Raw genomic sequence first — 25,364 nt, forward strand, 5'->3', positions numbered from 1 at the left:
GCCCTTGTCGGCGGGAGGCTTGCCCGCGAAGGCATTCCCGAGATCGCCATGGCTGCCAACCCATGCACCATCAAAAAGCAGGCATAAAAAAACGGCGACCCTTGGGTCGCCGTTTTTTATGACATCAAGCTACCGGATTGATCGGCTTTTCCGGGTACCAGACGTCGATCAGCGGGCTGACGGTGACTTCAGTCAGTTCGCTGCGGCCTTTGAGCCAGGCTTCAACAGCTGCACGCTGCTCTTCGGACACCGAGCCACGTTTCTGCAGGCAAACCAGACCGAAGTCGTCGCCGCCAACATAACCCAGACCGTTGGCTTCCATGGCTTCTTTCAGGAACGCGTCGAGGAAAGCATCAATGGCTTCATCAGCCAAATCTTCTTTGAAATCCAGGTTCAGCTCGAAACCCAGCTCTTGAAATTCATCGACGCACAGTTTTTTGCGCAGACGCTGGGAACGGTTAGTCGCCATTGGAACAATCCTCATAAGTAATAACGGGCGGCACTTTAGCAGTTTAAGCCGCCAATTGCCCGACTCTCTGGGCGCAACGCGTTACCGCCGGTAAAAAAATAGCGGATTAGAAGGCGCGGGCACGGCACAAGCCGCTACACCTTGGGGCATAATGCCGACACTTTCATGACCACTGAGGGAAATTATCTTCATGCCCTCGTCTTTTTCCCCCTCGGCTGTAGGGTTTTATTTCAGATGATCAAATCTTTGCGTCCACTGCTGCTGGCCAGTCTTCTTCTCCCGCTGGCCCTCCCCGTTTCCGCCGCCACCATCAACACCGCGCTGTCGCCCAACGTAGAAAAAGCCCTCAAGGCCAGCAAGCTGCAGGACAATGCCCTGTCGCTGGTGATGATCCCGCTCAATGGCCCTGGCACCCCGACCATTTTCAACGCTGACGTCTCGGTCAACCCGGCGTCCACCATGAAACTGGTGACCACCTATGCAGCGCTGGAAATGCTCGGCCCGAACCACCAGTGGAAAACCGAGTTCTACACCGACGGCACCCTCAGCGGCGGCATTCTCAACGGCAACCTCTACCTCAAGGGTGGCGGCGATCCGAAGCTGAACATGGAAAAACTCTGGCTGCTGATGCGCGATCTGCGGGCCAACGGCGTGACGCAAGTTACCGGCGACCTGGTGCTGGATCGTGGCTTCTTCGTGCAACCGCAACTGCCGGAGTTCAACGATGACGGCAATGACGAGAACAAACCGTTCCTGGTCAAACCCGATTCGCTGCTGGTCAACCTCAAGGCCCTGCGCTTCGTCGCGCGCAACGACAACGGCCGAGTGCTGATCTCGGTAGAGCCGCCGATTGCCAGCATCCGCATCGAAAACCAGGTCAAGGCCGTCAACGGCAAGCAATGCACCGGTGGCGTGCGTTACAACCCGGTGACCCAGGCCGACGGCAGCGTCACCGTGACCGTCGGCGGGCAATTGGGCGATGGCTGCAGCTCGCAGACTTACCTGTCGCTGCTCGACCACGCGACGTACACCGCCGGTGCCGTCCGGGCGATCTGGAAGGAACTGGGCGGCAGCATTCAGGGCAAGGACGTTCTGGCGCCCACGCCGAAAGACGCCAAGGTCCTGGCTCGTGCCTTCTCGCCGGACCTGGCGGAAGTCATCCGCGACATCAATAAATACAGCAACAACACCATGGCGCAGCAGCTGTTCCTGAGCCTGGGCCAGAAATTCCGCACCGACGCCGACGCCGATGACGCCAAAGCGGCCCAGCGCGTGGTACGTCAGTGGCTGGCGAAGAAAGGCATTACCGCGCCGCACCTGGTGATGGAAAACGGTTCCGGCCTGTCCCGCGCAGAACGCGTGAGCGCCCGTGAAATGGCGGCGATGCTGCAAGCCGCGTGGCATAGCCCGTACGCTGCCGAGTTCATCAGTTCGATGCCGATTGCCGGCACCGACGGCACCATGCGCAAACGCCTGAAGACCACCGCGATGCGCGGCGAAGCCCACGTCAAGACCGGCACCCTGAACACCGTGCGCGCGATCTCCGGCTTCAGCCGCGACGTCAATGGCAACACCTGGGCGGTGGTGGCGATCCTCAACGACAAGGCCCCGTTTGGCGCATCGTCGGTGCTGGATCAGGTGCTGCTGGACTTGTATCGCCAGCCGAAACTGCCGGATACCGCTTCGGTTCTCTAAAACACCGCAGATCCAATGTGGGAGCGGGCTTGCTCGCGAATGCGGTGTGTCATTCGGCATTAATGTCGACTGATACACCGCATTCGCGAGCAAGCCCGCTCCCACATTAATCGCGTGCAGCCAGCAGCTAATTCATCTCGCCCTGAACCCGATCCCGTCCCGCCTGTTTCGCCGCATACACCCCCGAGTCCGCCCGCAGCAGCAACGCATCCGCGCCCTCGTCGACACGCCAACTGGCAATGCCGAAACTCGCTGTGACGACCCCGACATCGTCGATCGGTGAACTGCGCAAGCCCTGCCACAACTCCAGCGCCAGCCCATAGGCTTGTTCGCCATCGATGTCCGGGCAGAGCACCATGAACTCTTCACCGCCCAGGCGACAGAACACATCGGTGCGACGCAGGCGATTGCCGATGCGCTCGCACACCGCCTGCAACACCCGATCGCCCACGGCGTGGCCATGCTGGTCATTGATGCGCTTGAAATGGTCGATGTCGAGCATGATCACCGACAACTCGCCGCCACCGCGTTCCACACGAACCATCTCGGTGGTCAGGCGTTCCTGGAAGTAGCGCCGGTTGTGGATCCCGGTCAGCGAGTCGGTGATCGACAGCGCCCGCAGCTCTTCTTCGACGCGCTTGAGGTCGGAGATGTCCGAGATATAGCCATGCCAGAGCACGCCGCCGCCGGGCAGTTCCTCCGGGGTCGCTTCGCCACGGACCCAGCGCACCCCCCGCGTCGGCAACTGCACGCGGTACTCTTCGCGCCACGGGCTGAGCGTGTCCGCCGACGCCCGGATCGAAGCGCGGACCCGGGTGGTGTCCTGGGGGTGAATCCGGGTGAAAATCGCTTCGGCGTTGAGCAACAAGACATCCGGCTCGAGTTCGTAGATATCGCGGATGCCGTCGCTGGCGTAGATCACACTGAAGCGCCCGTCGAATTCCATCTTGAACTGGTAAATCCCGCCGGGCACATGGGCGCTGAGTTTCTTCAAGAGCAAATCCCGTGCGGCAAGCGCTTCGTACACGCGCTTGCGCTCGGTGACGTCGATGCAGATCGCCAGGTGCCCGACCCACAAACCTTGCTCGTCGAGCACCGGGGTCGCCAGCATGTTCACCGTCAACTGGCTGCCATCGCCACGCACCAGCGTCCACTCCCGCGCCTCGTGACCGCCCTCCTCGCCGCCCTCGACCAACATCGCCTGGCAGGTCGGAATCGGTTTGCCATAACGTGCACTCAACTCGGCCGAACGCGCGGCAAGTTCCCGGGGCAGGTGCAGGTTTTCCAGGGTCATGTGCCCCACCACTTCCACGCTTGAGTAGCCGAGCATCTGCTCCGCCCCGGCGTTGAACGTGCTGATGACGCCGCGCAGGTCGGTGGCGATGATCGCCACCTGGGTCGCGGCATTCAATACGCCACGCAGTTGACCATGGGTACCGCGCAGCTCCTGCTCTCGGGCGCGCAACTCCTGGGTCCGCTGCTCGACCATTTTCAGCGCGCGTTGCCGCTGACTGACCAACACATAAAGCAGCGAGCTGAGCAGCAGACTGAGCAAACCACCCAGCACCACCAGGCTGCTGACCGAAGAGTGGTTGGCTTGCAGGAAGGCCTCGCTGGGCTGGATGTCGACCTGATAGTCATGGTCGGCCAGCCGCAGCAGCCGGGTCGCGGACAACTCACTGACGGCAGGGCCGTTGGGCGATTCGTAAAGCACTTCGTGCTGATCGTCGATGGACAGGTCGAGGATTCGCACTGACAGATAATCGCGGCCCGCTTCAGGCAAGCCATCGGCCAGCAACTGCCGCATGCTGATCACCGCCATCACATAACCGTAAGGTTTCGTGTCTGGACTTTTGCGTGGCATGACCGGCGCCACCAACAACACGCCCCGCGCATAAGCCGGCTCGATGGCGACGAGATGCATCGGCTGCGACACCGCCATCTGGCCATGCTGGTCCGCCCGGTCCAGGGTGGCACGGCGCAGGGGCTGCGCGGCAAGGTCGTAACCCAACGGTGAGCCGAGCTTGCTCTGGGTCTGGCTGTACAGCACCGCGACATACTCATCGCGCTCCGCCGCCAATTGCAGCTGACCGTCGGCATTGAGCTCACGAATGTTGAAATCGGGTACCCCCTCTTTCCGCACCCGACGCTCAAACTCCGCCCGCTCGGCACGGCTGACCCGCAGGGCGAATGAATAGGCCTGAGTCCGGTGCAGCAAAGGTTGGGTGTAACCGTCGAATTCCTCACGGGCAACCGAATCGGAATTGACAAAGAACCGGCGCAGGCCATCGAGGCGCTGCTCCTGATCTTCGAAGCGTTCTTCGATACGGCTGTAACGTTCACTGGCCAGCAGTTGGAAACGTTGCCGTAATTGTTGGTGAAACAGATTCAGGGTCGACCAGGCGAGCAACCCGGTGAGAACCCCGCCGACGACCAATACAAACAGCGCGACCAGCCAGGCCGAGACGTCTTCACTGATAAAACCCAGGATCTTTGGGCGCACGGCGTGCAACGACATAGAGGCAACTCAAAACGCCAGGTGCCGGAAAAGCCCATTGGCCATGCGATGAGTTATAGCTATTAGCCATCAATTTGACCAGCACTGAAAGAAGCCAAGAGCCTTTAAAAATCAAGGCTCTGTGGATCCAATGCAAAAAACTGTCAACGCGCAGTGATTTTCCAGGCCCGGTGGATCTTGCCGTTGCGGGCGAAGTCCGGATCGATGGTCTGGGTCGTGATCTCCTCGACCGCGTAACGCTCGGTGAGGTTTTCCTCGAGCGCGAACTTGCGGAAGTTGTTGGAGAAGTACAACACGCCACCCGGCGCCAGTCGTGCCATGGCCAGGTCGATCAACTGCACCTGATCTCGCTGCACGTCGAAGATCCCTTCCATGCGCTTGGAGTTGGAGAAGGTCGGCGGGTCGATGAAGATCAGGTCGAACTCGTCACGGCAGGCATCCAGCCAGACCATCACGTCGCTCTGCTCCAGACGGTTCTTGTCGGAGAAACCGTTCAGCGACAGGTTGCGACGCGCCCAGTCGAGGTAGGTTTTCGACAAGTCGACGCTGGTGGTGCTGCGTGCGCCGCCCTTGGCTGCATGGACGCTGGCCGTCGCGGTGTAGCAATACAGATTGAGGAAACGTTTGCCGGCCGCCTCTTTCTGGATGCGCATGCGCATTGGCCGGTGGTCGAGGAACAGCCCGGTGTCGAGGTAGTCGATGAGGTTGACCAGCAGCTTCACGCCACCTTCGTTGACCTCGACGAACTTGCCTTGCGCCGCCTGGCGTTCGTACTGCTTGGTGCCGCTCTGACGCTCGCGACGCTTGACCACTACGCGGTTCTTGTCGATGTTCAACGCCTGCGGAATCGCTGCCAGAGCATCGAACATGCGCGCCGAGGCTTTTTCCGGGTCGATGGATTTCGGCGCGGCGTATTCCTGGACGTGGACCCAATCCTGATACAGGTCGATGGCCATCGAGTATTCCGGCATGTCGGCATCGTAGACGCGATAGCAGTCGATGCCTTCACGCTTGACCCACTTGCCCAGCGCCTTGAGGTTCTTTTGCAGACGGTTGGCAAACATTTGCCCGCCTTCGCTCAAACGCGGTTGCTCGATCACCGGGGCGGGTGCCGCGGCCGGTTTGATCGGGTTACCGTTTTTGTTGTACTGGCGTTCTTGCGGCTCGTTTGGCGCCTGATCGTATTCCGCCTGTTCGCGCTCGACCTGACGCTGTTCCGGGGTGCGACGCTCGCCGGTGACGAACTGATCCGGCGTGACCTTGATCAGCAGCAGCTTGCACGGCAACGCGCCGTTCCAGAACGAATACTGTTTGTGGCTGCGGATGCCCATGCGCTTGCCCAGGTCCGGCGCGCCGGTGAACACCGCCGCTTCCCAGTTCAGGCAGGCCTGACGCAGACGCTCGCCGAGGTTCTGGTAGAGGTAGAGCAAGCTCGCCTCGTCGCCCAGACGCTCGCCGTACGGTGGGTTGCAGATCACCAGGCCTTTCTGGTTCTGGTCCGGACGCGGCTCGAAGGTGCCGACTTCACCCTGGTAGATCTTGATCCACTCGCTCAGGCCGGCACGCTCGACGTTGTTGCGGCCCGGTTGAATCAGGCGCGGGTCGGCTTCGTAGCCACGAATCCACAGCGGTGGCTTGGCCAGACCGGCCGCAGCGCGCTCGGTGGCTTCTTCGTGAAGCTTTTTCCACAGCGCCGGCACGTGGCCAAGCCACGCGGTGAAACCCCACTGTTCGCGACGCAGGTTCGGTGCCATATCGGCGGCGATCATCGCCGCTTCGACGAGGAACGTACCGACACCGCACATCGGGTCAGCCAGCGCGCCGCCGTCGGCAGCAATGCGCGGCCAGCCGGAACGGATCAGGATGGCGGCCGCGAGGTTTTCCTTCAGCGGCGCCGCGCCTTGCTGCAGGCGATAGCCACGCTGGTGCAAGCTGTGGCCGGAGAGGTCGAGGGACAGGATCGCTTCGCCACGGTCCAGGCGCAGGTGAATGCGCAGGTCCGGGTTGAGTTTGTCGATGGACGGACGGTCGCCCTGCGGGGTACGCAGTTTGTCGACGATGGCGTCTTTGACTTTCAGGGCGCCGAAGTGCGTGTTATCGATGCCCGAACCGTGACCGCTGAACTCGACGGCCAGGGTGCCGTCGTTGAGCATGTGGTCTTGCCACTCGATATCGAGCACGCCGTGATACAGGTCTTCGGCGTCCTTCATCGGGAAACGCTTGAGCACCAGCAGCACCCGGTTCGCCAGACGCGACCACAGGCACAGGCGATAAGCGGTTTCCATGGTCGCCATGCCGCGCACGGCAGAGGTGTGCTCACGCGCTTCTTCAAGGCCAAGCCCGACGGCTTCCTCGATGAGCAGGCCTTCGAGGCCTTTGGGGCAAGTGAGGAAGATTTCGAATTGATCGGACATTGGAATTTCAGAGCCTTTGGCTAAGTGAACCGACAACGCATTGCCGGCCCGGTTTTCAATCAGGCGCTTTTCTAAAAGAGCGCCCGCGTGGCACGAAGGTGTGCCGTCCCACCCGTGCTGCTCAGGTTAGAAGAGCTTAGATGCACGGGCAGATAAAAAAGTTGATGCAACAAAATGTCATAACTCGACCCTTCGTCGAATAATGCCCGAGACCAACGCGAGGCATTCTCACTAAAGGATTAACCCCATCATCCTGCGGGGGGCCGATCATACAGGGCTTTGGCTAATAAACACGGGACAAACATCGTGTTACTTATGGCCATAGCATCTTTATGGTTACGTCCTTATGACAAAACGATCATTCCCTCGATGTGACGCATTGGTTAGAACTCAATACAGGTTGGCGCCACAACGGACGTCAACACCTTGGCTCGCCACGCCGGCAGCGAGCCCCCCAACGGCAGACATTTCTGCCAGACCTCGATTGAGGTCAACGCGATACATACAGTCAACAAGTGAGGGCAACACCCTATGAGAAGACTTAAGCGTGATCCGTTGGAAAGAGCATTTTTGCGCGGATATCAATATGGCGTTGGTGGCAAATCCCGTGAGCTTTGCCCATTTACTCTACCGTCAGTACGCCAAGCCTGGATTAACGGCTGGCGAGAAGGACGCGGCGACAACTGGGACGGTATGACCGGCACTGCGGGAATCCATAGACTCAACGAACTTCACGCCGTCGGCTAACACAGGGCACACACTCCGACACGACAACCTGATTACGTAACGACTTACCACGCACGCCCCATCCGGGCGGCGGGCTTCGGCCCAGGGGCTCCTTCAAGGGGCCCTTTTTTATGCCTGCAGTTTGGCCAAACACGCCCCCTGTAGGAGCACGGCTTGCCGGCGAAGGCGATTTTGAGGACGCCTTCGCTGGCAAGCCATGCTCCTACAGGATTTACGCAAGGCGGCGAGCCAGCCCTACAGGGTTTAGCGCAGGGCGGCGATGGCGTCCACGGACTCGCGAATCAGCGCCGGGCCTTTGTAGATGAAGCCGGAATAGAGCTGCACCAGGCTCGCACCCGCCGCGATTTTCTCGGCGGCATGCTTGCCTTCGGTGATGCCGCCCACGGCGATGATCGGCAAACGACCCGCCAACTCGGCCGCCAGCACCTTCACGGTGTGGGTGCTCTTGTCACGAACCGGCGCCCCGGACAGACCGCCCGCCTCGTCACCGTATTCCATGCCTTCGACGCCAACGCGGCTCAGAGTGGTGTTGGTGGCGATCACCGCGTCCATCCCGGTTTCGATCAGCGCTTGAGCGACTTGCGCGGTTTCTTCGTCGGTCATGTCCGGTGCGATCTTGATCGCCAACGGAACATGTTTACCGTGACGCAACGCCAGCTCGGCACGACGAGTCGCCAGGTCAGCCAGCAATTGCTTGAGCGAATCACCGAACTGCAGGCTGCGCAGGCCCGGGGTGTTCGGCGAGCTGACGTTGACCGTCACATAGCTGGCGTGGGCATAGACCTTGTCCAGGCAGATCAGGTAGTCGTCGACCGCGCGCTCGACCGGGGTATCGAAGTTCTTGCCGATGTTGATGCCCAGCACGCCCTTGTACTTGGCCGCAGCCACGCGGGCCAGCAGGTGATCGACGCCGAGGTTGTTGAAGCCCATGCGGTTGATGATCGCTTCAGCTTCCGGCAAACGGAAAATCCGTGGTTTCGGATTGCCCGGCTGCGGACGCGGCGTGATGGTGCCGATTTCGACAAAACCAAAACCCAACTGGGCAAAACCGTCGATGGCCGCGCCGTTCTTGTCCAGACCGGCCGCCAGACCCACCGGGTTCGGGAAGTCCAGGCCCATGACGCTCACCGGCATTTTTGCCGGGGCCTTGCACAGCAAGCCGTTGAGGCCCAAACGCCCGCCCGCGCCGATCAGGTCCAGGGACAGATCGTGGGAGGTTTCCGGGGAAAGTTTGAACAACAGCTGACGGGCCAGGGTGTACATGGGCGGCGTTGACTCGAATGGCGGCGAAATGAGGCGGCGATTATAGCCGGGCATCGGGGTCGCAAGCGAGGCGCGCGACAAAATCAGCAAGCGATGGCATATGCCTTGCACCAACACAGGCATCAGCACTCATGCCAACGACGGGATGAGTGGAAGGACAATGGCGTCGTCACCCGGCTTTGCTTGCGCGAAGGCCTGGGACGACGTTTTTTTTGGAAGGTGTTTTGCCATGAATGAAACCACAGCGGGCCCACTGGCCTGGGTCAACGGCAGCGATGCCCCGGAAAAGACCGACATCAACCTCGGTTTCATGGCCTTGAGCGATTGCGCCTCGGTGGTGGTCGCCGCCACTCAGGGCTTCGCCCAGCCCTACGGCCTGACCTTGAATCTCAAGCGCCAGTCTTCCTGGGCCAACCTGCGGGACAAACTGGTCAGCGGCGAACTCGATGCCGCCCACAGCCTGTACGGTTTGATCTACGCCGTGCACCTGGGCATCGGCGGCGTGGCGCCGACCGAGATGGCGGTGCTCATGGGCCTGAACCAGAACGGCCAGAGCATCAACCTTTCCCACGGCTTGCAGGCGTTGGGCGTGACCGGTCCTGAAGCACTGGACCGCCACGTGCACCAAACTCGCCCAAAACTCACCTTCGCCCAGACTTTTCCGACCGGCACCCACGCCATGTGGCTGTATTACTGGCTGGCGAGCCAGGGCATTCATCCGCTGCATGACGTCGACAGTGTGGTGGTGCCGCCGCCGCAAATGGTCGCGCACCTGCAAGCCGGGCGAATCGACGGTTTCTGCGTCGGTGAACCGTGGTCCGCCAGCGCCGTGAAACACAATCTCGGCTTCACCATGGCAACGACCCAGACCATCTGGCCCGATCATCCGGAAAAAGTCCTCGGCTGCACCCGCGCCTTCGTCGAGCAATACCCCAACACCGCCCGGGCGCTGGTGAAGGCGATTCTGGAGGCCAGCCGCTTCATTGAAGAAAGCGTCGAGAATCGCCGCAGCACCGCGCAGTTGCTGAGCGCCCCCCAATACCTGGACGCGCCGCTCGACTGCATCGAACCGCGCCTGCTCGGCGACTACGCCGACGGCCTCGGCAACCGCTGGCAAGACCTGCACGCGCTGCGCTTCCATGGCGCCGGCGAGGTCAATCAGCCTTATCTGTCCGATGGTATGTGGTTCATGACCCAGTTCCGCCGCTGGGGTTTGCTGCGCGACGACCCGGACTACCTCGCCGTGGCCCGTCAGGTCCAGCAACTAGACTTGTATCGAGAGGCCGCCAGCGCGGTCGGTGTCGATTCTTCGGCCAGGGAAATGCGCAGCAGCCAGTTGATCGACGGCAAAATCTGGGACGGCTCGGACCCGGCCGGGTATGCCCGCAGCTTCAAACTGCACGCCATGAGCGACAGCTCGCCCCTACTCGCCAGCCGCTGACAGGAGACTACGAACATGCTGCGTATCCTGCTGATCAACGACACCGCGAAGAAAGTCGGCCGCTTGAAGGCTGCCCTGACCGAAGCCGGATTCGAGGTCATCGACGAGTCCGGCCTGACCATCGACCTGCCCGCGCGCGTCGAAACGGTGCGTCCGGATGTGATTTTGATCGATACCGAGTCACCGAGCCGCGATGTGATGGAGCAAGTGGTGCTGGTAAGTCGAGACCAGCCACGGCCGATTGTGATGTTTACCGACGAACATGACCCCGACGTGATGCGCCAGGCGATCAAGTCCGGGGTCAGCGCCTACATCGTCGAAGGCATCCACGCACAACGCTTGCAGCCGATTCTCGACGTGGCCATGGCACGCTTCGAAAGCGACCAGGCCCTGCGCGCGCAACTGCACGCCCGCGACCAGCAACTGGCCGAGCGCAAGCGCATCGAGCTGGCCAAGGGGCTGCTGATGAAGATGAAGGACTGCAACGAGGAAGAGGCCTACACACTGATGCGCCGCCAGGCCATGAGCCGGCAGCAGAAGCTGATTCAGGTGGCGGAGCAGATCATTGCGATGAGTGAGTTGCTCGGCTGAAGGACGCCTTCGCGGGCAAGCCTCGCTCCTACAGAAGAATTGCGTTCGAACTGTAGGAGCGAGGCTTGCCCGCGAAGGGCTCGACTCGATCTCGGACTGTTGGCACAAATCTCGCTAAGCAATCACTACAGGTAACCAACGGCGGTTGCCCCACCTACGACAAAGACGTCGCTCACCTCATTTGCCCATGGCGAATCGGGTGGCGGCGTTTTTTTGTTTTGGCCCCACAGACCGGGGCCGGTGGTGCGGCCGTTGCGGCCCCCCACCTGCAAGCTCATGACTCCTTCTCGAGACGACTCACAGCTGAGGTGCGCGATGAATTCAAGCTTCTGGAAATCCGGCCATACCCCGACCCTGTTCGCGGCCTTCCTCTATTTCGACCTGAGTTTCATGGTCTGGTACCTGCTCGGCCCTCTGGCGGTGCAGATTGCCGCCGACCTGCACCTGACCACCCAACAACGCGGGCTGGTGGTGGCCACGCCGATTCTGGCCGGGGCCGTACTGCGCTTTATCATGGGCATGCTGGCGGATCGCCTGTCGCCAAAAACCGCCGGGCTGATCGGCCAGGTGATCGTCATCTGCGCCCTGTTCGTCGCCTGGAAGCACGGCATCCAAAGTTACGAACAAGCGCTGCTGCTGGGCTTGTTCCTCGGCATGGCGGGCGCGTCGTTCGCCGTGGCCCTGCCGCTGGCATCGCAGTGGTATCCGCCGCAGCATCAAGGCAAGGCCATGGGCATCGCCGGGGCCGGTAACTCGGGCACCGTGCTGGCCGCGCTGATCGCTCCGGTGCTGGCCGCCGCGTTCGGCTGGAGCAACGTGTTCGGCTTCGCGCTGATCCCGCTGATCCTGACCATCATCGTCTTCGCCTGGCTGGCCAAAAACGCCCCTGAGCGGCCGAAAGCCAAGTCGGTGTCCGACTACTTCAAAGCCTTGGGTGACCGCGACAGCTGGTGGTTCATGTTTTTCTACAGCGTGACCTTTGGCGGCTTCATCGGCCTGGCCAGCGCCCTGCCCGGCTACTTCAACGACCAATACGGCCTGAGCCCGGTGACTGCCGGTTACTACACGGCGGCCTGCGTGTTTGGCGGCAGTTTGATGCGTCCTCTGGGCGGCGCACTGGCCGACCGCTTCGGCGGGATTCGCACACTGCTGGCGATGTACACGGTGGCGGCGATCTGCATTGCGGCGGTGGGTTTCAACTTGCCGAGTTCCTACGCGGCGCTGGCACTTTTCGTCTGCACGATGCTCGGCCTGGGTGCCGGTAACGGCGCGGTTTTCCAATTGGTCCCGCAACGTTTTCGTCGCGAGATCGGTGTGATGACCGGTTTGATCGGCATGGCCGGTGGTATCGGCGGCTTCGCCCTCGCGGCGGGCATGGGCGCGATCAAGCAAAGCACCGGCAGTTATCAACTGGCGCTGTGGTTGTTCGCCAGCCTCGGCGTCCTCGCCTGGTTCGGTCTGCACGGCGTGAAGCGTCGCTGGAGAACCACTTGGGGTTCGGCGGCCGTCACTGCTGCGCGGGTGTGAGGGCTGAATGAGCCTGCAACTGAGTTTTGCCGAAGCCAGCGCCATCGGTCCGCGCGAGGAGAACCAGGACGCCCTGCGCCTGGTGACGCCGGCCCCGGCGCTGGCGGCGAGCAAGGGTTACCTGTTCGCCATCGCCGACGGCGTCAGCCAGTGCGCCGATGGCGGCCTCGCGGCACGTTCGACCTTGCAGGCGCTGGCGCTGGACTACTACGCCACCCCGGAAACCTGGGGTGTCGCCCAGGCACTGGATCGTTTGCTGCTGGCGCAAAATCGCTGGTTGCAGGCCAATGGCGGTGGGCAACCGCTGTTGACCACGGTCAGTGCCTTGGTCGTGCGCGGCAGGCGTTTTACCTTGGCGCATGTCGGTGACTGCAGGGTTTATCGCTGGCACGCCGATCAATTGCAGCGGGTCACGGAGGACCACGTCTGGGATCAACCGGGCATGCAGCATGTGCTCAAACGGGCGCTCGGCCTCGATCAGCATCTGGTGCTGGATTTTCTCGATGGCGAATTGCGGCTGAATGAGCATTTCGTGCTGCTCAGCGACGGCATCTGGGCTGTGCTGGGCGACACCGCGATTGCGGCGATCCTGCGCGATCAACCGGATCTGCACAGCGCCGCGCAGACCCTGGTGAATGCGGCGCATCTGGCGGGCAGTCAGGACAACGCCAGCGCGTTATTGGTGCGGGTCGATGCCCTCGGTGAAACGAGCATCGGCGATGCGTTGATTCATGTGCAACAATGGCCACTGCCGCCAGCGCTGAAACCAGGCCAGACGTTTGAGGGCTGGCACGTCGAAGGAATACTCGGCCAGAGCCAGCAGTCGCTGCTCTATCGGGTGCGCGACGCACAGCAACAACCCTGGCTGCTGAAAACCCTGCCCGGCGCGTTGCGCGACGATCACCTGGCCGGGCAAGCCTTGCTGTCGGAGGAATGGTTTCTCAAGCGCGTGGCCGGCCGGCATTTCCCTGAAGTCCATGCCGCCAGCCAGCGTCAGCATTTGTACTACGTGATGCGTGAATATTCCGGCTCGACTTTGGCGCAACTGGCTGAGCGAACCACAACGCTGCCGCTGGCCCAATGGCAGGATCTGGCGGAACGTTTGCTGCGGGCGGTCGGGATGTTGCATCGACGGCAGATTCTGCATCGCGACATCAAACCGGAGAATCTGCTGCTGGGGGATGACGGCGAACTGCGGCTGCTGGATTTCGGCCTGGCCTACTGCCCTGGTCTGTCTGAAGATCAGGCATCAACCCTGCCCGGAACACCCAGTTACATTGCGCCGGAAGCTTTTCGCGGTGACGCGCCGAGCCCGCAACAGGATCTGTATGCGGCCGGCGTGACCTTGTATTTCCTGCTCACCGGGCATTATCCCTACGGCGAAATCGAAGCGTTCCAGCGTCCACGGTTTGGTGTACCGGTCAGCGCCAGTCGCTACCGCCCGGACCTGCCCGAGTGGATCGCACAAAGCCTGGAGCGCGCGGTGGCGGCGGACCCGGCGGAGCGATTCGAAACCGCGGAAGAATGGTTATTGGTGCTGGAACAGGGTGAACGACGCAGTTTGAGCGTACGGCCCCGGCCGCTGCTGGAGCGCGAGCCAGTGAAGGTCTGGCGGACGTTGGCGTTGGTGGCGCTGCTGGTGAATGTGGTGCTGCTGGTTTTGCTGTTTCGCGGCTAGACCGAGTCGCGCCTTTCGCGAGCAAGCTCGGCCCCTACAGGTTGCGGGTTGATCGACCTGTAGGAGCCGAGCTTGCTCGCGAAGGCGGACTAACAACCAACACAAATCCATCAGCAACCCGCTCCATTAGCGGGCACCACGCTTCGATTCGGTGCAGAAGCCCCCTTTGATTAAGCACTCCGAGCCAACAAAACCGGGTGTAGGTCAACTTGGCACAACCACTGCATTACCTCTCTCAACAGACATAAAGCCCAGCCTTCAACGACGAAGGATGCGCTTCCCGAGAGAACGGGACCAGGACAAAGGCGTCCTCGCTAGGCAACTAGCGGGACGCCTTTTTTTGTTTGCGCAAAATTTGTCGAGCACGACCTGAACGCCCTGTCGAGGCGGGTCCGAGCTCCCCGGAGAACCTGATGAAAAAATTAAAACTGGTGATGATCGGCAACGGCATGGCCGGGGTTCGCACCCTGGAAGAGCTGCTCAAGCTGAGCAACGAGCTGTACGACATCACGGTCTTCGGTGCCGAACCCCATACCAACTACAACCGCATCCTGCTGTCGCCGGTACTGGCCGGCGAGCAAACCTTCGAAGAGATCGCGCTCAACGACCTGGACTGGTACCTAGACAACAACATCAAGTTGCTGCTCAACCGCAGAGTCGTAGAAATCGACCGGATCAAACGTCGGGTCATCGCCGACGACGGCACCGAGGCCGAATACGACCGCCTGCTGATTGCCACCGGCTCGACCCCGTTTATCCTGCCGATCCCGGGCAACACGTTGCACGGCGTGATCGGCTACCGCGACATCGCCGACACCCAAGCCATGATCAACACCGCAAAAACCCACAAGCACGCGGTGGTCATCGGTGGCGGCCTGCTCGGCCTGGAAGCGGCCAATGGCCTGATGCTGCGCGGCATGCACGTCACCGTGGTGCACAACGGCGAATGGTTGCTGGAACGGCAACTCGACAGCGTCAGCGGCCGCTTGCTGCAAACCGCGCTTGAGGACCGTGGCCTGCACTTTCGCCTGTGCGAGCAAACCCAGGCCTTGCACGATGCCGGCAATGGCCGGGTCGGCTCGGTCGAGTTCAAGAACGGCGACCGCATCCCCGCCGACCTGGTGGTGATGGCCGCCGGCATCCGCCCCGCGACCGAACTCGCGGAGCGCTCCGGCCTCCCGTGCAACCGTGGGATTCTGGTCAACGACACCCTGCAAACCTACGACCCACGGGTTTACGCCATCGGCGAATGCGCCAGCCATCGCGGCATCGCCTACGGCCTGGTGGCGCCGCTGTTCGAACAGGCCAAGGTCTGCGCCAACCATCTCGCACAGCTTGGCTTCGCCAGCTACAAAGGCTCGGTGACCTCGACCAAATTGAAAGTCACCGGCATTGACCTGTTCTCCGCCGGCGATTTCATGGGCGGCGAAGGCACCGAAACCATCACCCTTTCCGACCCGATCGGCGGGATCTACAAAAAACTGGTGATCAAGGACGACGTGCTGGTCGGGGCCTGCCTGTACGGCGACACGGCCGATGGCGGTTGGTATTTCCGGCAGATTCGCGAGAACCGGAATATCGACGAAATCCGCAATCACCTGATGTTTGGTGAAACCATGCGGGAAGCCAGCTGATGAACCGCCAGATCACCGCCTCCACCTGTTGCTACTGCGGGGTCGGCTGCGGCGTGCTAATCGAGCATGACGGCGAGCGCATCCTCGGCGTCAGCGGCGATCCGGCCCACCCGGCCAACTTCGGCAAGCTGTGCAGCAAGGGCTCGACCCTGCACCTGACCGGCGACCTCGCGGCCCGAGCGCTGTACCCGGAACTGCGCCTGGGCAAAGGCCTGGCCCGCAGCCGCACCGACTGGGACACCGCCCTCGATCACGCCGCCAGCGTGTTCGCCGAAACCATCGCCGAACATGGCCCGGACAGCGTGGCGTTTTACATCTCAGGGCAGTTGCTGACCGAGGATTACTACAGCTTCAACAAACTGGCGCGAGCGTTGGTCGGCACCAACAACATCGACAGCAATTCGCGCCTGTGCATGTCATCGGCAGTGGTCGGCTACAAGCGCAGCCTCGGTGCCGACGCACCGCCATGCAGTTACGAAGACCTTGAGACAAGCGACTGCGTGATGATCGTCGGCAGTAACATGGCCTACGCCCACCCGGTCCTGTTTCGTCGCCTGGAAGAGGCCAAATCCCGCCGACCACAGATGAAAGTCATCGTCATCGACCCGCGTCGTACGGATACCTGCGACTTGGCTGACCTGCATCTGGCGATTCTTCCCGGCACCGATGTCGCCTTGTTCCATGGGATTTTGTACCTGCTGCTGTGGGAAGACTGGATCGACCGCGACTTCATCAAGGCCCACACCGAAGGCCTGGCTGAACTGAAAAACCTGGTGCGCGATTACACGCCGCCCATGGTCTCGCAGCTGTGCGGGATCAGCGTTGAGCAACTGCAGCAATGCGCCGAGTGGGTCGGGACCTCGCCGAGCTTTCTGTCGCTGTGGTGCATGGGACTGAACCAGTCCACCGCCGGCAGTGCGAAAAACAGTGCGCTGATCAACCTGCACCTGGCCACCGGGCAGATCGGCCGTCCCGGCGCAGGACCTTTCTCCCTGACCGGTCAGCCGAATGCCATGGGTGGCCGCGAAACCGGCAGCCTGTCGAACCTGCTGCCAGGCCATCGCGAAGCGGCCAATGCCGAGCATCGCGCAGAAGTCGCAGCCTACTGGGGCGTGGATCAACTGCCGGAAAACACCGGGCTCACCGCGATCGAATTGTTTGAGCAGGTTCGTAACGGAACCATCAAAGCCCTGTGGATCGCCTGCACCAACCCCGCGCAATCGATGCCGGACCAGAGCGCCGTGCGCGAGGCGCTGCAAGCCTGCCCGTTCGTGGTGTTGCAGGAAGCCTTTCGCACCACCGAAACCGCCGCGTTCGCCGATCTACTGCTGCCTGCCGCCAGTTGGGGCGAAAAAGACGGCACGGTGACCAACTCCGAACGGCGGATTTCCCACGTTCGCCGGGCGATTGTCGCTCCCGGAGAAACGCGTTCCGACTGGGCAATTACAGTGGATTTCGCACAGCGCCTGGAAAAACACCTGCGTCCCGGACAACCCAGTCTGTTTGCGTTCGACACCCCGGCGCAGGTCTTCGATGAGTACAAACTCCTGACGCGCAACCGGGATCTGGATTTGTCCGGTATCAGTCATGAGCTGATTGATCGTCTCGGTCCACAGCAATGGCCGTTTCCCGCCGGCGCCCGTGAAGGGACGGCCCGACTGTATCGGGACGGAATTTTCCCGACCGCCAACGGGCGTGCCCGATTCGTGGCCGATCCGTACCTTGCTGCCAAGGAACAACGCGACGGGCAATTCCCGCTGACCCTGATCACCGGCCGCCTGCGCGATCAATGGCACGGCATGAGCCGCACCGGCACTGCTGCGCAGTTGTTCGGTCATGTCAGCGAGGCCGTGCTGAGCCTGCACCCGGATGAATTGCATCGCCAAGGACTGCAACCGGGAGAACTGGTCAGCTTGAAAAGCCGTCGCGGCGCGGTGATTGTCGCCGTCGGCAGCGATGACAGCGTGCGTCCGGGCCAGGCGTTTCTGCCGATGCACTGGGGCGACCGGTTCCTGAAGGGCGGGGTCAATGCGCTCACCCAACCGGCATTCGATCCGTTGTCGAAACAACCGGAACTCAAACACAGCGGCGTACGAATCGACCCCGTGCATTTGCCCTGGAACCTTTTCGTACTGATTGAGGGCGATGTTCAACAGCATTTTGAGACGCTACGACCGCTCTGTGAGGCGTTTTCCTACGTCAGCCTCAGCCTCACCGGTCGTGAGCGCCCTGCGCTGCTCATACGCGCTGCCAGCGCCACAGCGCCAGATCCGCAATTGTTATGCGAAATCGACCGCTGCCTTGGGCTCAATGAAGGGCCGGTCCTGGCGTACGACGACCCACGGCGCGCCATCGGCAAACGGGTGCGGATCGAGCATGGCCGGATCACCGCGATTCGCCTGGCCGGTGAAACCCTCGCACAGCACTGGCTGCAGGACCTTTGGCAAGAAGGTCGCGCCGATGAACAACTGCGGCGCTGGCTGCTTGCACCGCTGAGCGCACCACCAGGCAACGCCACCACATCGGTTGCCGGCACTAAAACCCTTTGCAACTGCAAAAACGTCAGCCAAGGCGCGGTCTGTGCCGGTATCCGTCGGGGCCTGGATTTGCAGGGGTTGAAACAGGAATTGGGCTGCGGCACGCAATGCGGCTCGTGCGTCCCGGAAATCAAGCGTTTGCTGGCCGCCACGGCGCAGCCGATCGCCGTCATCTCGTGAGGAAAACACTATGAACGCAAAAGTCTGGCTGGTGGGTGCGGGTCCTGGTGACCCGGAATTGCTGACCCTCAAAGCCGTCAGGGCGTTGAGCGAAGCGGATGTGGTGCTGATCGACGACCTGGTGAACGGTGCCGTGCTGGAACATTGCCCGCAGGCGCGGATCATTCCGGTGGGCAAGCGCGGTGGTTGTCGCTCCACACCTCAGGCGTTCATTCATCGATTGATGCTGCGTTATGCCCGCCACGGCAAATGCGTGGTGCGGCTCAAGGGTGGCGATCCATGCATTTTTGGGCGGGGCGGTGAAGAAGCGCAGTGGCTGCGCGAACGCGGGGTCGACGTGGAGCTGGTCAATGGCATCACCGCCGGGCTGGCCGGTGCGACGCAATGCGATATTCCGTTGACCCTGCGGGGCGTGGCGCGCGGCGTGACGCTGGTCACGGCCCACACTCAAGATGGCAGCAGCCTGAATTGGCAAGCCCTGGCGCAAAGTGGCACAACGCTGGTGGTGTACATGGGCGTGGCGAAGCTCAGTGAAATTCGCGAGCAACTGCTGGCCGGAGGGATGGCGGCGGATACGCCGGTGGCGATGATTGAAAACGCTTCCCTGCCGCATCAACGGGAATGTCGGAGCGATCTGACAGCGATGGAGGAAGATGCCTGCGCCTTTGAGTTGAAAAGCCCGGCGATTCTGGTGATCGGTGTTGTAGCGGCACGCCCCGAAACCTGTAAGAGCCAGCTCGCTGGCGAAGAACTTGAGATCACCGCAGCGTGTCAGGCTTAACGCGTCATCGTTGACGACCATCGCCGGCAAGCCGGCTCCTACAGGTTTCAGTGATTCGCGGGATTCCAGTGATCCAGATGATTCGAAAACCCAAATCGCAGACAAAGAAAAGCCCGGCCTAAGCCGGGCTTTTCTCAGAGCTGCGGGCTAATTACTTAGCTTGAGCTTCAACCTGCGCTTCTACGCGACGGTTTACAGCGCGGCCAGCGTCAGTTTTGTTGTCAGCAACTGGGCGGGATTCGCCGTAGCCAACAGACTGAACGCGGGACGATTCAACACCGTACTGGTTGGTCAGAACTTGCTTAACGGCGTTTGCACGACGCTCGGACAGTTTCTGGTTGTAAGCGTCAGGACCGACGTTGTCAGTGTGACCTTCAACAGTAGTGGTGGTGGATGGGTACTGCTTCATGAAGTCAGCCAGGTTCTTGATGTCGCCGTAGCTGTTGGTTTTAACAACAGATTTGTCGAAATCGAACTTAACGTCCAGCTCAACACGAACGACTTCGGCAACTGCTGGGCAGCCATCAGCGTCAACAGTTACGTTGGCTGGGGTGTCCGGGCACTTGTCAACGTTGTCGCAAACGCCATCGTTGTCGCTGTCGGAGCAGACTTCAGCTGGTGCTGGAACTGGAGCAGCTGCAGGCTTGGAGCCGCCACCGAAGTTCACACCGATACCGACGCTTGGAGCCCACTCGGTGTCACCTTGGTCGATGTTGTACTGAGCTTCAACGCCGGCACGGGCGTAGAAATTGTCAGTGAAGTACAGCTTGGCACCGCCGCCAACGTTGGCGAAGGTGGAACCGTTACGACCACCGCGATCGTTCTGACCGATGCTCTGATCAGAGAAACCGGCCGAAACGTACGGACGCAGCATGTCGCCTGGGTTGTTGAAGTGGTACAGAGCGTCCAGGGCAGTGTTGGAGCCCTTGATGTTCTTGCCCGACTCGCTACGAACGTTGTGCACTTCGTCGTAGCCCAGACGCAGTTCAACGTCGTCGGTCAGGAAGTAACCAACCGAACCACCGAACAGGTTGCCGTCGTTTTTGAAATCGCGCTGGCTATCGTAATACTCTTTCTTTGCAAAGCCTTCGATTTCAACTGCGCCTTGGCCTTGTGCCAATGCGCCGAACGAAGTGGCCGCAATAAGAGAACCAATGGCCAAGCCCAAGGTGTTTTTCAGTTTCATCCGTTAAATCCCCATCTGGTGATTGTGAAGCAGTCCCGCAAACCGGGGGACAACTCGGCGGCAAGTCTATCAGAACTTGCCTACACGTAAGAGATATTTGCGCCGAACTAAGTTTCAGCAATGCCTGCAAATTTCTCACGCAATTTGTCTAGAGCGCGTTTGTAACGCATTTTTGTCGCACTCAAACCCATGTGCATGATGTCTGCGATCTCCTGAAACTCTAGCTCTGCGACAAATCGTAGCACCAGAATTTCACGGTCAATCGGGTTCACATACACTAGCCAGCGATCAAGCCCGCCCTTCTCCTCGGGTTTCGGCGCCTTTTCTTCAGACGCTTCCTCGAGGGGGTCCAGACTCAATGCGTCCATCAAGCGACGCTTTCGCCGTTCTTTCCGATACTGTGTGATGCACTCGTTGTACGTGATGCTATATAGCCATGTCTTGAACTTCGATTTACCTTCGAAGTTCTTCAAGCCATACAACACCTTCAACATCACTTCCTGACAGACATCGTCTGCATCGCGATCGTTCCCAAGATATCGTGCACAAACGTTAAATAATGTTCGTTGGTAACGGCGCATCAATTCTTCATAGGCGCGCGTTACGTGAAACAGCTCGGTATGCGAGCGCGCGACCAACTCCTCATCAGAGAGCTCGCGGGGGTCGTAGCGCGTGGAGAGCGATTGAGCTTTATTCAAAACAAGTCTGGCCGACAGTCAGGTCAATGTCCGCCGCAGCCCTTCAGGGCATTTTGCGGCGGCATACATTAGCAGGGTTTGCCGGGTTAGCGGCTACTCACATGCTGCTCCAGGAGAATCCGATTAGAGAGAGAGACTAGCTCACCCTCATCGGTCAGCAATGTGGTCTTAACCGTGCCGATCTCTTCGATCTGACCTTCGACCTCGCCAACACGCACTTGTTGCCCAACCTGATACAACTCACGCACATAGATTCCCGCAAGAATCTGACCGGCAATTTCCCGGCTTCCCAACCCCATGGCCAGCGCTACCGCCAGACCAACGGTAATCAAAACAATCACAATCACATGGTTGAGCAGGTCAGTCTTGACCTCCAACTGGCTGATTGCGACCGAAATACTGATGATAATCACCAGGCCCTGGGCAATTCTCCCCAGCCCGGCGGCGTAATCCAGCCCTACGCCCTCTGCCGCACCCCGCACCAGCCCATTGGCCAGTTGTGCCAGCAAAACACCTACCAGCAGCACCAGCGCGGCGCCAAACACTTTCGGCAAATACAGCGCAAGCATGTCCAGCGTAGCCGAAACTCGCTCAAGTCCAAGCGATTCTGCTGCAGAAACCAGAAAAATCAGCAAAACGAACCAATAGACAATTTTGCCTATCAGCGTCGAAATCGGCACTTGAAGGCCGGCCCGGGACAGCAATTTTGTCAGACCGGTGCCGCCCATCAAGCGGTCGAGACCGAGCTTGGCGAGCAACTTGGACAGCAAAGTATCCAAAAGTTTCGCCACGACGAAACCCAACAGCAGCACGACCAGTGCGCCGAACAGGTTCGGAATGAAATTCGCAACCTTGGTCCATAACGCAGTCATTGCAGTGACGAGGCTCTGAGTCCAGAGATCAAGTTCCATATTCAATCAGCCTTATCAGCAGTGCGAACGGTAGGTTTACGGTGACGGGAAACCGGCGAGACGTGAGCCGATCCGTTGTTCAAGGCAATCATCAGCGCGGGCAACCAGCGGCCCAGCAGGCTGAACAGATCGCCGGCGCCGACCTGGCGGTTGGCGGTTTTCAGGACGCGCCCAAGACACGCATCGTCGTCGCGGGTGGACGGCGAAGCGTTCAGCATGTCACGCAAAGACTGTTCAAACGGATCGTGCATACGCACCTCTCGTGATGTCTGTGAAAGACGCGGTCAAATTTACCCGGGTCACATGGCGCATCGTCATACCCAGCGCAAACGTCGGAATAACCACCACTGCCCCAGTGCCACCGAGATCATCATCAGGCAGGCAATCAGGAAGCCATACGGGCTGGCAGAGAACGGAATACCGCCGACGTTGATACCCAAAAGACCGGTCAGAAAACTCATCGGCAAAAAGATTCCGGTGATGATCCCGAAGCGGTACATCGTGCGATTCATACGCACGCTCAAACGTCTGTCCTCGGCCTCGAGGACCAGCCCCACCCGCTCCCGGGTCAATTCCAGCTCCTCGAGATAGCGGGTCAGGCTGTTGTTCAATTCGTTCCAGTAGTCGCCGTCATCTTCGACAAACCAGGGCAATTTTATCCGGGTCAGTTGTCCGAAAATATCCCGCTGCGGTGCCAGGAAACGTTTCAGCGCAGCAGCCCTGCGACGGATCTGCAAAATGGAGTCATGCTCGGGTGAATACCGTTCGTCGGCATCCAGTTTTTCTTCTTCCTCATCGACCACTTCCGAGAGGCAACTGACCAGATCCTGCACTTTGTTGGTGAGGTACTGGGCCATATAAAGGATGAGTTCGGAGGCGGTCTTCGGCCCCTTGCCTTCCGCGAGCTGCACCAGCAACTCGTCGGTGGCGCGCAATGGACGCAGGCGCAGGGAAATAACCCGCTGTGCCGAGGCGAAGATCCGCACCGAGACCATGTCTTCCGGCTCGGCCCCGGGGTTGAGGTTGACCCCACGCAAAAATAGCAGCAGTTCGCTGTCGGAAAGCTGTAGAAGACGCGGACGGGTGTTCTCTTCCAGCAGCAGATCACAGCTGAATTCGCTCAGACCGCTGGATTTGCGCAGCCAGGTCTGGGTTTGCGGGTGACTGCGATCCCAGTGCAGCCACAGGCTTTCATGGGCCTGAAGCTGCAAGTCATCGAGTTCAGTCCGGGCTATCGAACGCGCGCCGCCTTTACCATCCAGCACCAGGGCATGCACCAGCCCCCACTGCGCGTTTTCTTCCTCGAACATCCTCACCCCTTCGGTTGGTGCAACGCTTATTCAGGCATCTTCAGCGGGCTTGGCGAGATGATCACGCCATTATTGTCCGCATAAATGTATTCGCCTGGACGGAACGTCACACCGGCAAACGTCACCACAACGTTGAGATCGCCAATGCCACGCTTGTCGGTTTTCATCGGGTGACTGGCCAGGGCCTGAACGCCCAGATCAGTCTGCGCGATGACATCGACGTCGCGGATGCACCCGTAGATCACCATCCCTTCCCAACCGTTTTTAGCGGCTTTCTCGGCGATCATGTCGCCCAGCAGCGCGCGACGCAGGGAACCGCCACCATCGACCACCAACACCTTGCCATTACCCTTGAGTTCGGCTTGCTCCTTGACCAGCGAGTTGTCTTCGAAGCACTTGATGGTCACGATTTCGCCGCCGAAGGAATCACGGCCACCGAAATTGCTGAACATCGGTTCCAGCACCTGTACCAGTTCCGGATAGGCGTCGCACAGGTCAGGCGTGAGGTAATGGTTCATCGAGAAACTCCTGTAAAGAGGAAGACAATCGAGGATGTCGCAAAGTGACCAGAAAAGCTCAATGCGTCATATCTTAGCCGCAAGCCGATCAGAGCGGAATGCCCTTGATAGAGCATCGGGCTCAGACTGCCGAGGCCAAATCCGCTTTTTCACCGAGCAAAGGCGTGTGCTGATCCGACAGCCAACGCGCCACCAACGGCCAGACTTCGGCTTGAGCGGCTTTGCTGACCAACATTTCCACGTGACCGAAATTGTCGCCAAAGCCCTGCTCGCGGCCAAGGTTGATGAATTGCTTGTGCTCGGAACCGATCTGATCAAACAACTTGCGGCACGCCCACGCTGGATCCTGATGATCGCTGACGGCACTCACGGCCAACACAGGGCTCTGAACGTCAGCCAATCCGGCCCACCAATCCTTGTCGGCATCGCCAAAACGGCCGAACAGGCCATACCAACGCATGCTTTCCAGGGCCAGGCCAATCGGCTCGTCCTCCGGACCGCGCTTGAGCCGTGAACCGGACAGTTGGGCGAAACGCTTGAGAATGAAGCGCCCGCTCCACTCCACCGGCGGAATTTTCAACGGCCAATAGGTGCGGCTGACTTGCGTACCGAAGAATGCCGCAGACGCGACGACCGGTTCACCGATATACCCGCCACCCAAGGCTGCCGCCAGGGTAATGCCACCCAGCGAGTGACCGATCCAGTGCGGAACCTGGCCGCTCTGCTCACGTACGAACGCGCCAATGGCCGGCAGATCGTAACGAGCGTAGTCGGCGACGCGGTTCTTGCGATAGTTCTGGTTGCGCTGGGACAGGCCATGACCGCGCATTTCCGCGATCCACACATCAAATCCCAGACGCGCCAGATAGGCGCCCAACCCCAGGCCTTTTGGGGAGAACCAGAAGCGCCGATTGGAAAAGCTGCCGTGCAACAGAATCACCGGAACACCACCGTGCGCGGGCGCGTCCGCCATGCCCAGACGGGTCACGGCCAGTTCCACGGTGCCGTCAGGGCTGTTGCCGGGTTTCAAACGATAGACGTCTTCGCTCAGATCGCCGCGCCGCTCGGCGCTGATCAGGGCGACAGGAAATAGGTTGCTGCTGCTTTGCATAGTCTCTTGCACAAAAAAGGGCGGCATCCAGAGGAGCCCGCCCTACTTCAATCTCTTAAAACGGCCACCCCCTGTAGGAGCACAGCTTGCTGGCGATGGCGATTTTGAAGACGCCATCGCGGGCAAATCGGATCGCCGCACCGCTTGCTCCTACA

At 60.4% G+C, this 25,364-nt stretch carries 19 protein-coding genes and 1 pseudogene; 9 read left to right on the plus strand and 11 right to left on the minus strand.

What is annotated here, in order from left to right; genetic code table 11:
* Window positions 1-124: 124 nt before the first annotated feature.
* Window positions 125-469, minus strand: coding sequence for a YggL family protein (locus ACM6IO_RS04620; protein ID WP_008027379.1), 345 nt, complete (start codon window positions 467-469; stop codon window positions 125-127).
* Window positions 470-703: 234 nt separating this feature from the next.
* Here ACM6IO_RS04620 and dacB point away from each other — a divergent pair, with 234 nt between their 5' ends.
* Complete coding sequence (gene dacB / locus ACM6IO_RS04625) at window positions 704-2,164, plus strand: D-alanyl-D-alanine carboxypeptidase/D-alanyl-D-alanine-endopeptidase (RefSeq protein ID WP_414911035.1); 1,461 nt, start codon at window positions 704-706, stop codon at window positions 2,162-2,164.
* Between the two features lie 127 nt (window positions 2,165-2,291).
* On the opposite strand, the gene ACM6IO_RS04630 is transcribed toward dacB, so the two are convergent.
* Both ACM6IO_RS04630 and rlmKL read right to left on the minus strand, forming a co-directional pair.
* Window positions 2,292-4,682 (minus strand): diguanylate cyclase, encoded by a 2,391-nt coding sequence (locus tag ACM6IO_RS04630; protein ID WP_414911036.1) that lies wholly within the window; start codon window positions 4,680-4,682, stop codon window positions 2,292-2,294.
* 143 nt (window positions 4,683-4,825) lie between these two features.
* The gene (rlmKL, locus tag ACM6IO_RS04635; protein ID WP_414911037.1) at window positions 4,826-7,096 is read right to left on the minus strand and encodes a bifunctional 23S rRNA (guanine(2069)-N(7))-methyltransferase RlmK/23S rRNA (guanine(2445)-N(2))-methyltransferase RlmL; all 2,271 of its coding nucleotides are present in this window, start codon (window positions 7,094-7,096) and stop codon (window positions 4,826-4,828) included.
* Between the two features lie 531 nt (window positions 7,097-7,627).
* On the opposite strand from rlmKL, the gene rmf reads away from it, so the two are divergent.
* Window positions 7,628-7,843 (plus strand): ribosome modulation factor, encoded by a 216-nt coding sequence (gene rmf, locus ACM6IO_RS04640; RefSeq protein WP_003223300.1) that lies wholly within the window; start codon window positions 7,628-7,630, stop codon window positions 7,841-7,843.
* Window positions 7,844-8,086: 243 nt separating this feature from the next.
* On the opposite strand, the gene ACM6IO_RS04645 is transcribed toward rmf, so the two are convergent.
* Entirely contained in the window at window positions 8,087-9,106 is a 1,020-nt protein-coding gene (locus tag ACM6IO_RS04645; protein ID WP_032832392.1) for a quinone-dependent dihydroorotate dehydrogenase, read from the minus strand.
* Between the two features lie 229 nt (window positions 9,107-9,335).
* Between ACM6IO_RS04645 and ACM6IO_RS04650 the strand changes: the two genes are divergently transcribed.
* The 7 genes and pseudogenes from ACM6IO_RS04650 (at window position 9,336) to cobA (ending at window position 19,475) form a co-directional block, all read left to right on the plus strand.
* Complete coding sequence (locus tag ACM6IO_RS04650) at window positions 9,336-10,547, plus strand: CmpA/NrtA family ABC transporter substrate-binding protein (protein WP_414911038.1); 1,212 nt, start codon at window positions 9,336-9,338, stop codon at window positions 10,545-10,547.
* A 15-nt stretch (window positions 10,548-10,562) separates the two neighbouring features.
* On the plus strand, window positions 10,563-11,138 hold the full coding sequence (locus tag ACM6IO_RS04655; protein ID WP_008027390.1) for an ANTAR domain-containing response regulator: 576 nt from the start codon (window positions 10,563-10,565) through the stop codon (window positions 11,136-11,138).
* Between the two features lie 315 nt (window positions 11,139-11,453).
* Window positions 11,454-12,665, plus strand: coding sequence for a nitrate/nitrite transporter (locus tag ACM6IO_RS04660; protein ID WP_008027395.1), 1,212 nt, complete (start codon window positions 11,454-11,456; stop codon window positions 12,663-12,665).
* 7 nt (window positions 12,666-12,672) lie between these two features.
* Window positions 12,673-14,343: a bifunctional protein-serine/threonine kinase/phosphatase gene (locus ACM6IO_RS04665; protein ID WP_008037772.1), complete on the plus strand. Its 1,671-nt coding sequence runs from the start codon at window positions 12,673-12,675 to the stop codon at window positions 14,341-14,343.
* Between the two features lie 413 nt (window positions 14,344-14,756).
* Window positions 14,757-15,956: pseudogene (locus ACM6IO_RS04670) on the plus strand (NAD(P)/FAD-dependent oxidoreductase); the annotation flags it as partial.
* A 20-nt stretch (window positions 15,957-15,976) separates the two neighbouring features.
* Window positions 15,977-18,694, plus strand: coding sequence for a molybdopterin-dependent oxidoreductase (locus tag ACM6IO_RS04675; protein WP_414911039.1), 2,718 nt, complete (start codon window positions 15,977-15,979; stop codon window positions 18,692-18,694).
* Between the two features lie 10 nt (window positions 18,695-18,704).
* Window positions 18,705-19,475 (plus strand): uroporphyrinogen-III C-methyltransferase, encoded by a 771-nt coding sequence (gene cobA, locus ACM6IO_RS04680; protein WP_414911040.1) that lies wholly within the window; start codon window positions 18,705-18,707, stop codon window positions 19,473-19,475.
* A 151-nt stretch (window positions 19,476-19,626) separates the two neighbouring features.
* Here the strand turns inward: cobA and ACM6IO_RS04685 are convergent, their stop codons facing one another.
* The 7 genes from ACM6IO_RS04685 to ACM6IO_RS04715 form a co-directional block, all read right to left on the minus strand.
* Window positions 19,627-20,661 carry an OmpA family protein gene (locus ACM6IO_RS04685; protein ID WP_008027405.1) on the minus strand — a complete coding sequence of 345 codons (1,035 nt, stop codon included), beginning with the start codon at window positions 20,659-20,661 and terminating at the stop codon, window positions 19,627-19,629.
* Between the two features lie 107 nt (window positions 20,662-20,768).
* Window positions 20,769-21,359, minus strand: a complete 591-nt coding sequence (sigX, locus tag ACM6IO_RS04690) for an RNA polymerase sigma factor SigX (protein WP_017337463.1) — start codon at window positions 21,357-21,359, stop codon at window positions 20,769-20,771.
* A gap of 86 nt (window positions 21,360-21,445) precedes the next feature.
* A complete protein-coding gene (locus ACM6IO_RS04695; protein WP_008027407.1) occupies window positions 21,446-22,270 on the minus strand; it encodes a mechanosensitive ion channel family protein in 825 nt (274 codons plus the stop codon).
* Window positions 22,271-22,272: 2 nt separating this feature from the next.
* Complete coding sequence (locus ACM6IO_RS04700) at window positions 22,273-22,521, minus strand: hypothetical protein (protein WP_007944521.1); 249 nt, start codon at window positions 22,519-22,521, stop codon at window positions 22,273-22,275.
* A 63-nt stretch (window positions 22,522-22,584) separates the two neighbouring features.
* Window positions 22,585-23,580, minus strand: a complete 996-nt coding sequence (locus tag ACM6IO_RS04705) for a zinc transporter ZntB (protein ID WP_008027409.1) — start codon at window positions 23,578-23,580, stop codon at window positions 22,585-22,587.
* A gap of 26 nt (window positions 23,581-23,606) precedes the next feature.
* A complete protein-coding gene (gene rraA, locus ACM6IO_RS04710) occupies window positions 23,607-24,098 on the minus strand; it encodes a ribonuclease E activity regulator RraA (RefSeq protein WP_008037775.1) in 492 nt (163 codons plus the stop codon).
* A 121-nt stretch (window positions 24,099-24,219) separates the two neighbouring features.
* Entirely contained in the window at window positions 24,220-25,209 is a 990-nt protein-coding gene (locus tag ACM6IO_RS04715; protein ID WP_032832384.1) for an alpha/beta fold hydrolase, read from the minus strand.
* Window positions 25,210-25,364: the final 155 nt, after the last annotated feature.

Source organism: Pseudomonas sp. IT-P44 (assembly GCF_949768225.1).
Taxonomy (GTDB): Bacteria; Pseudomonadota; Gammaproteobacteria; order Pseudomonadales; family Pseudomonadaceae; genus Aquipseudomonas; species Aquipseudomonas migulae.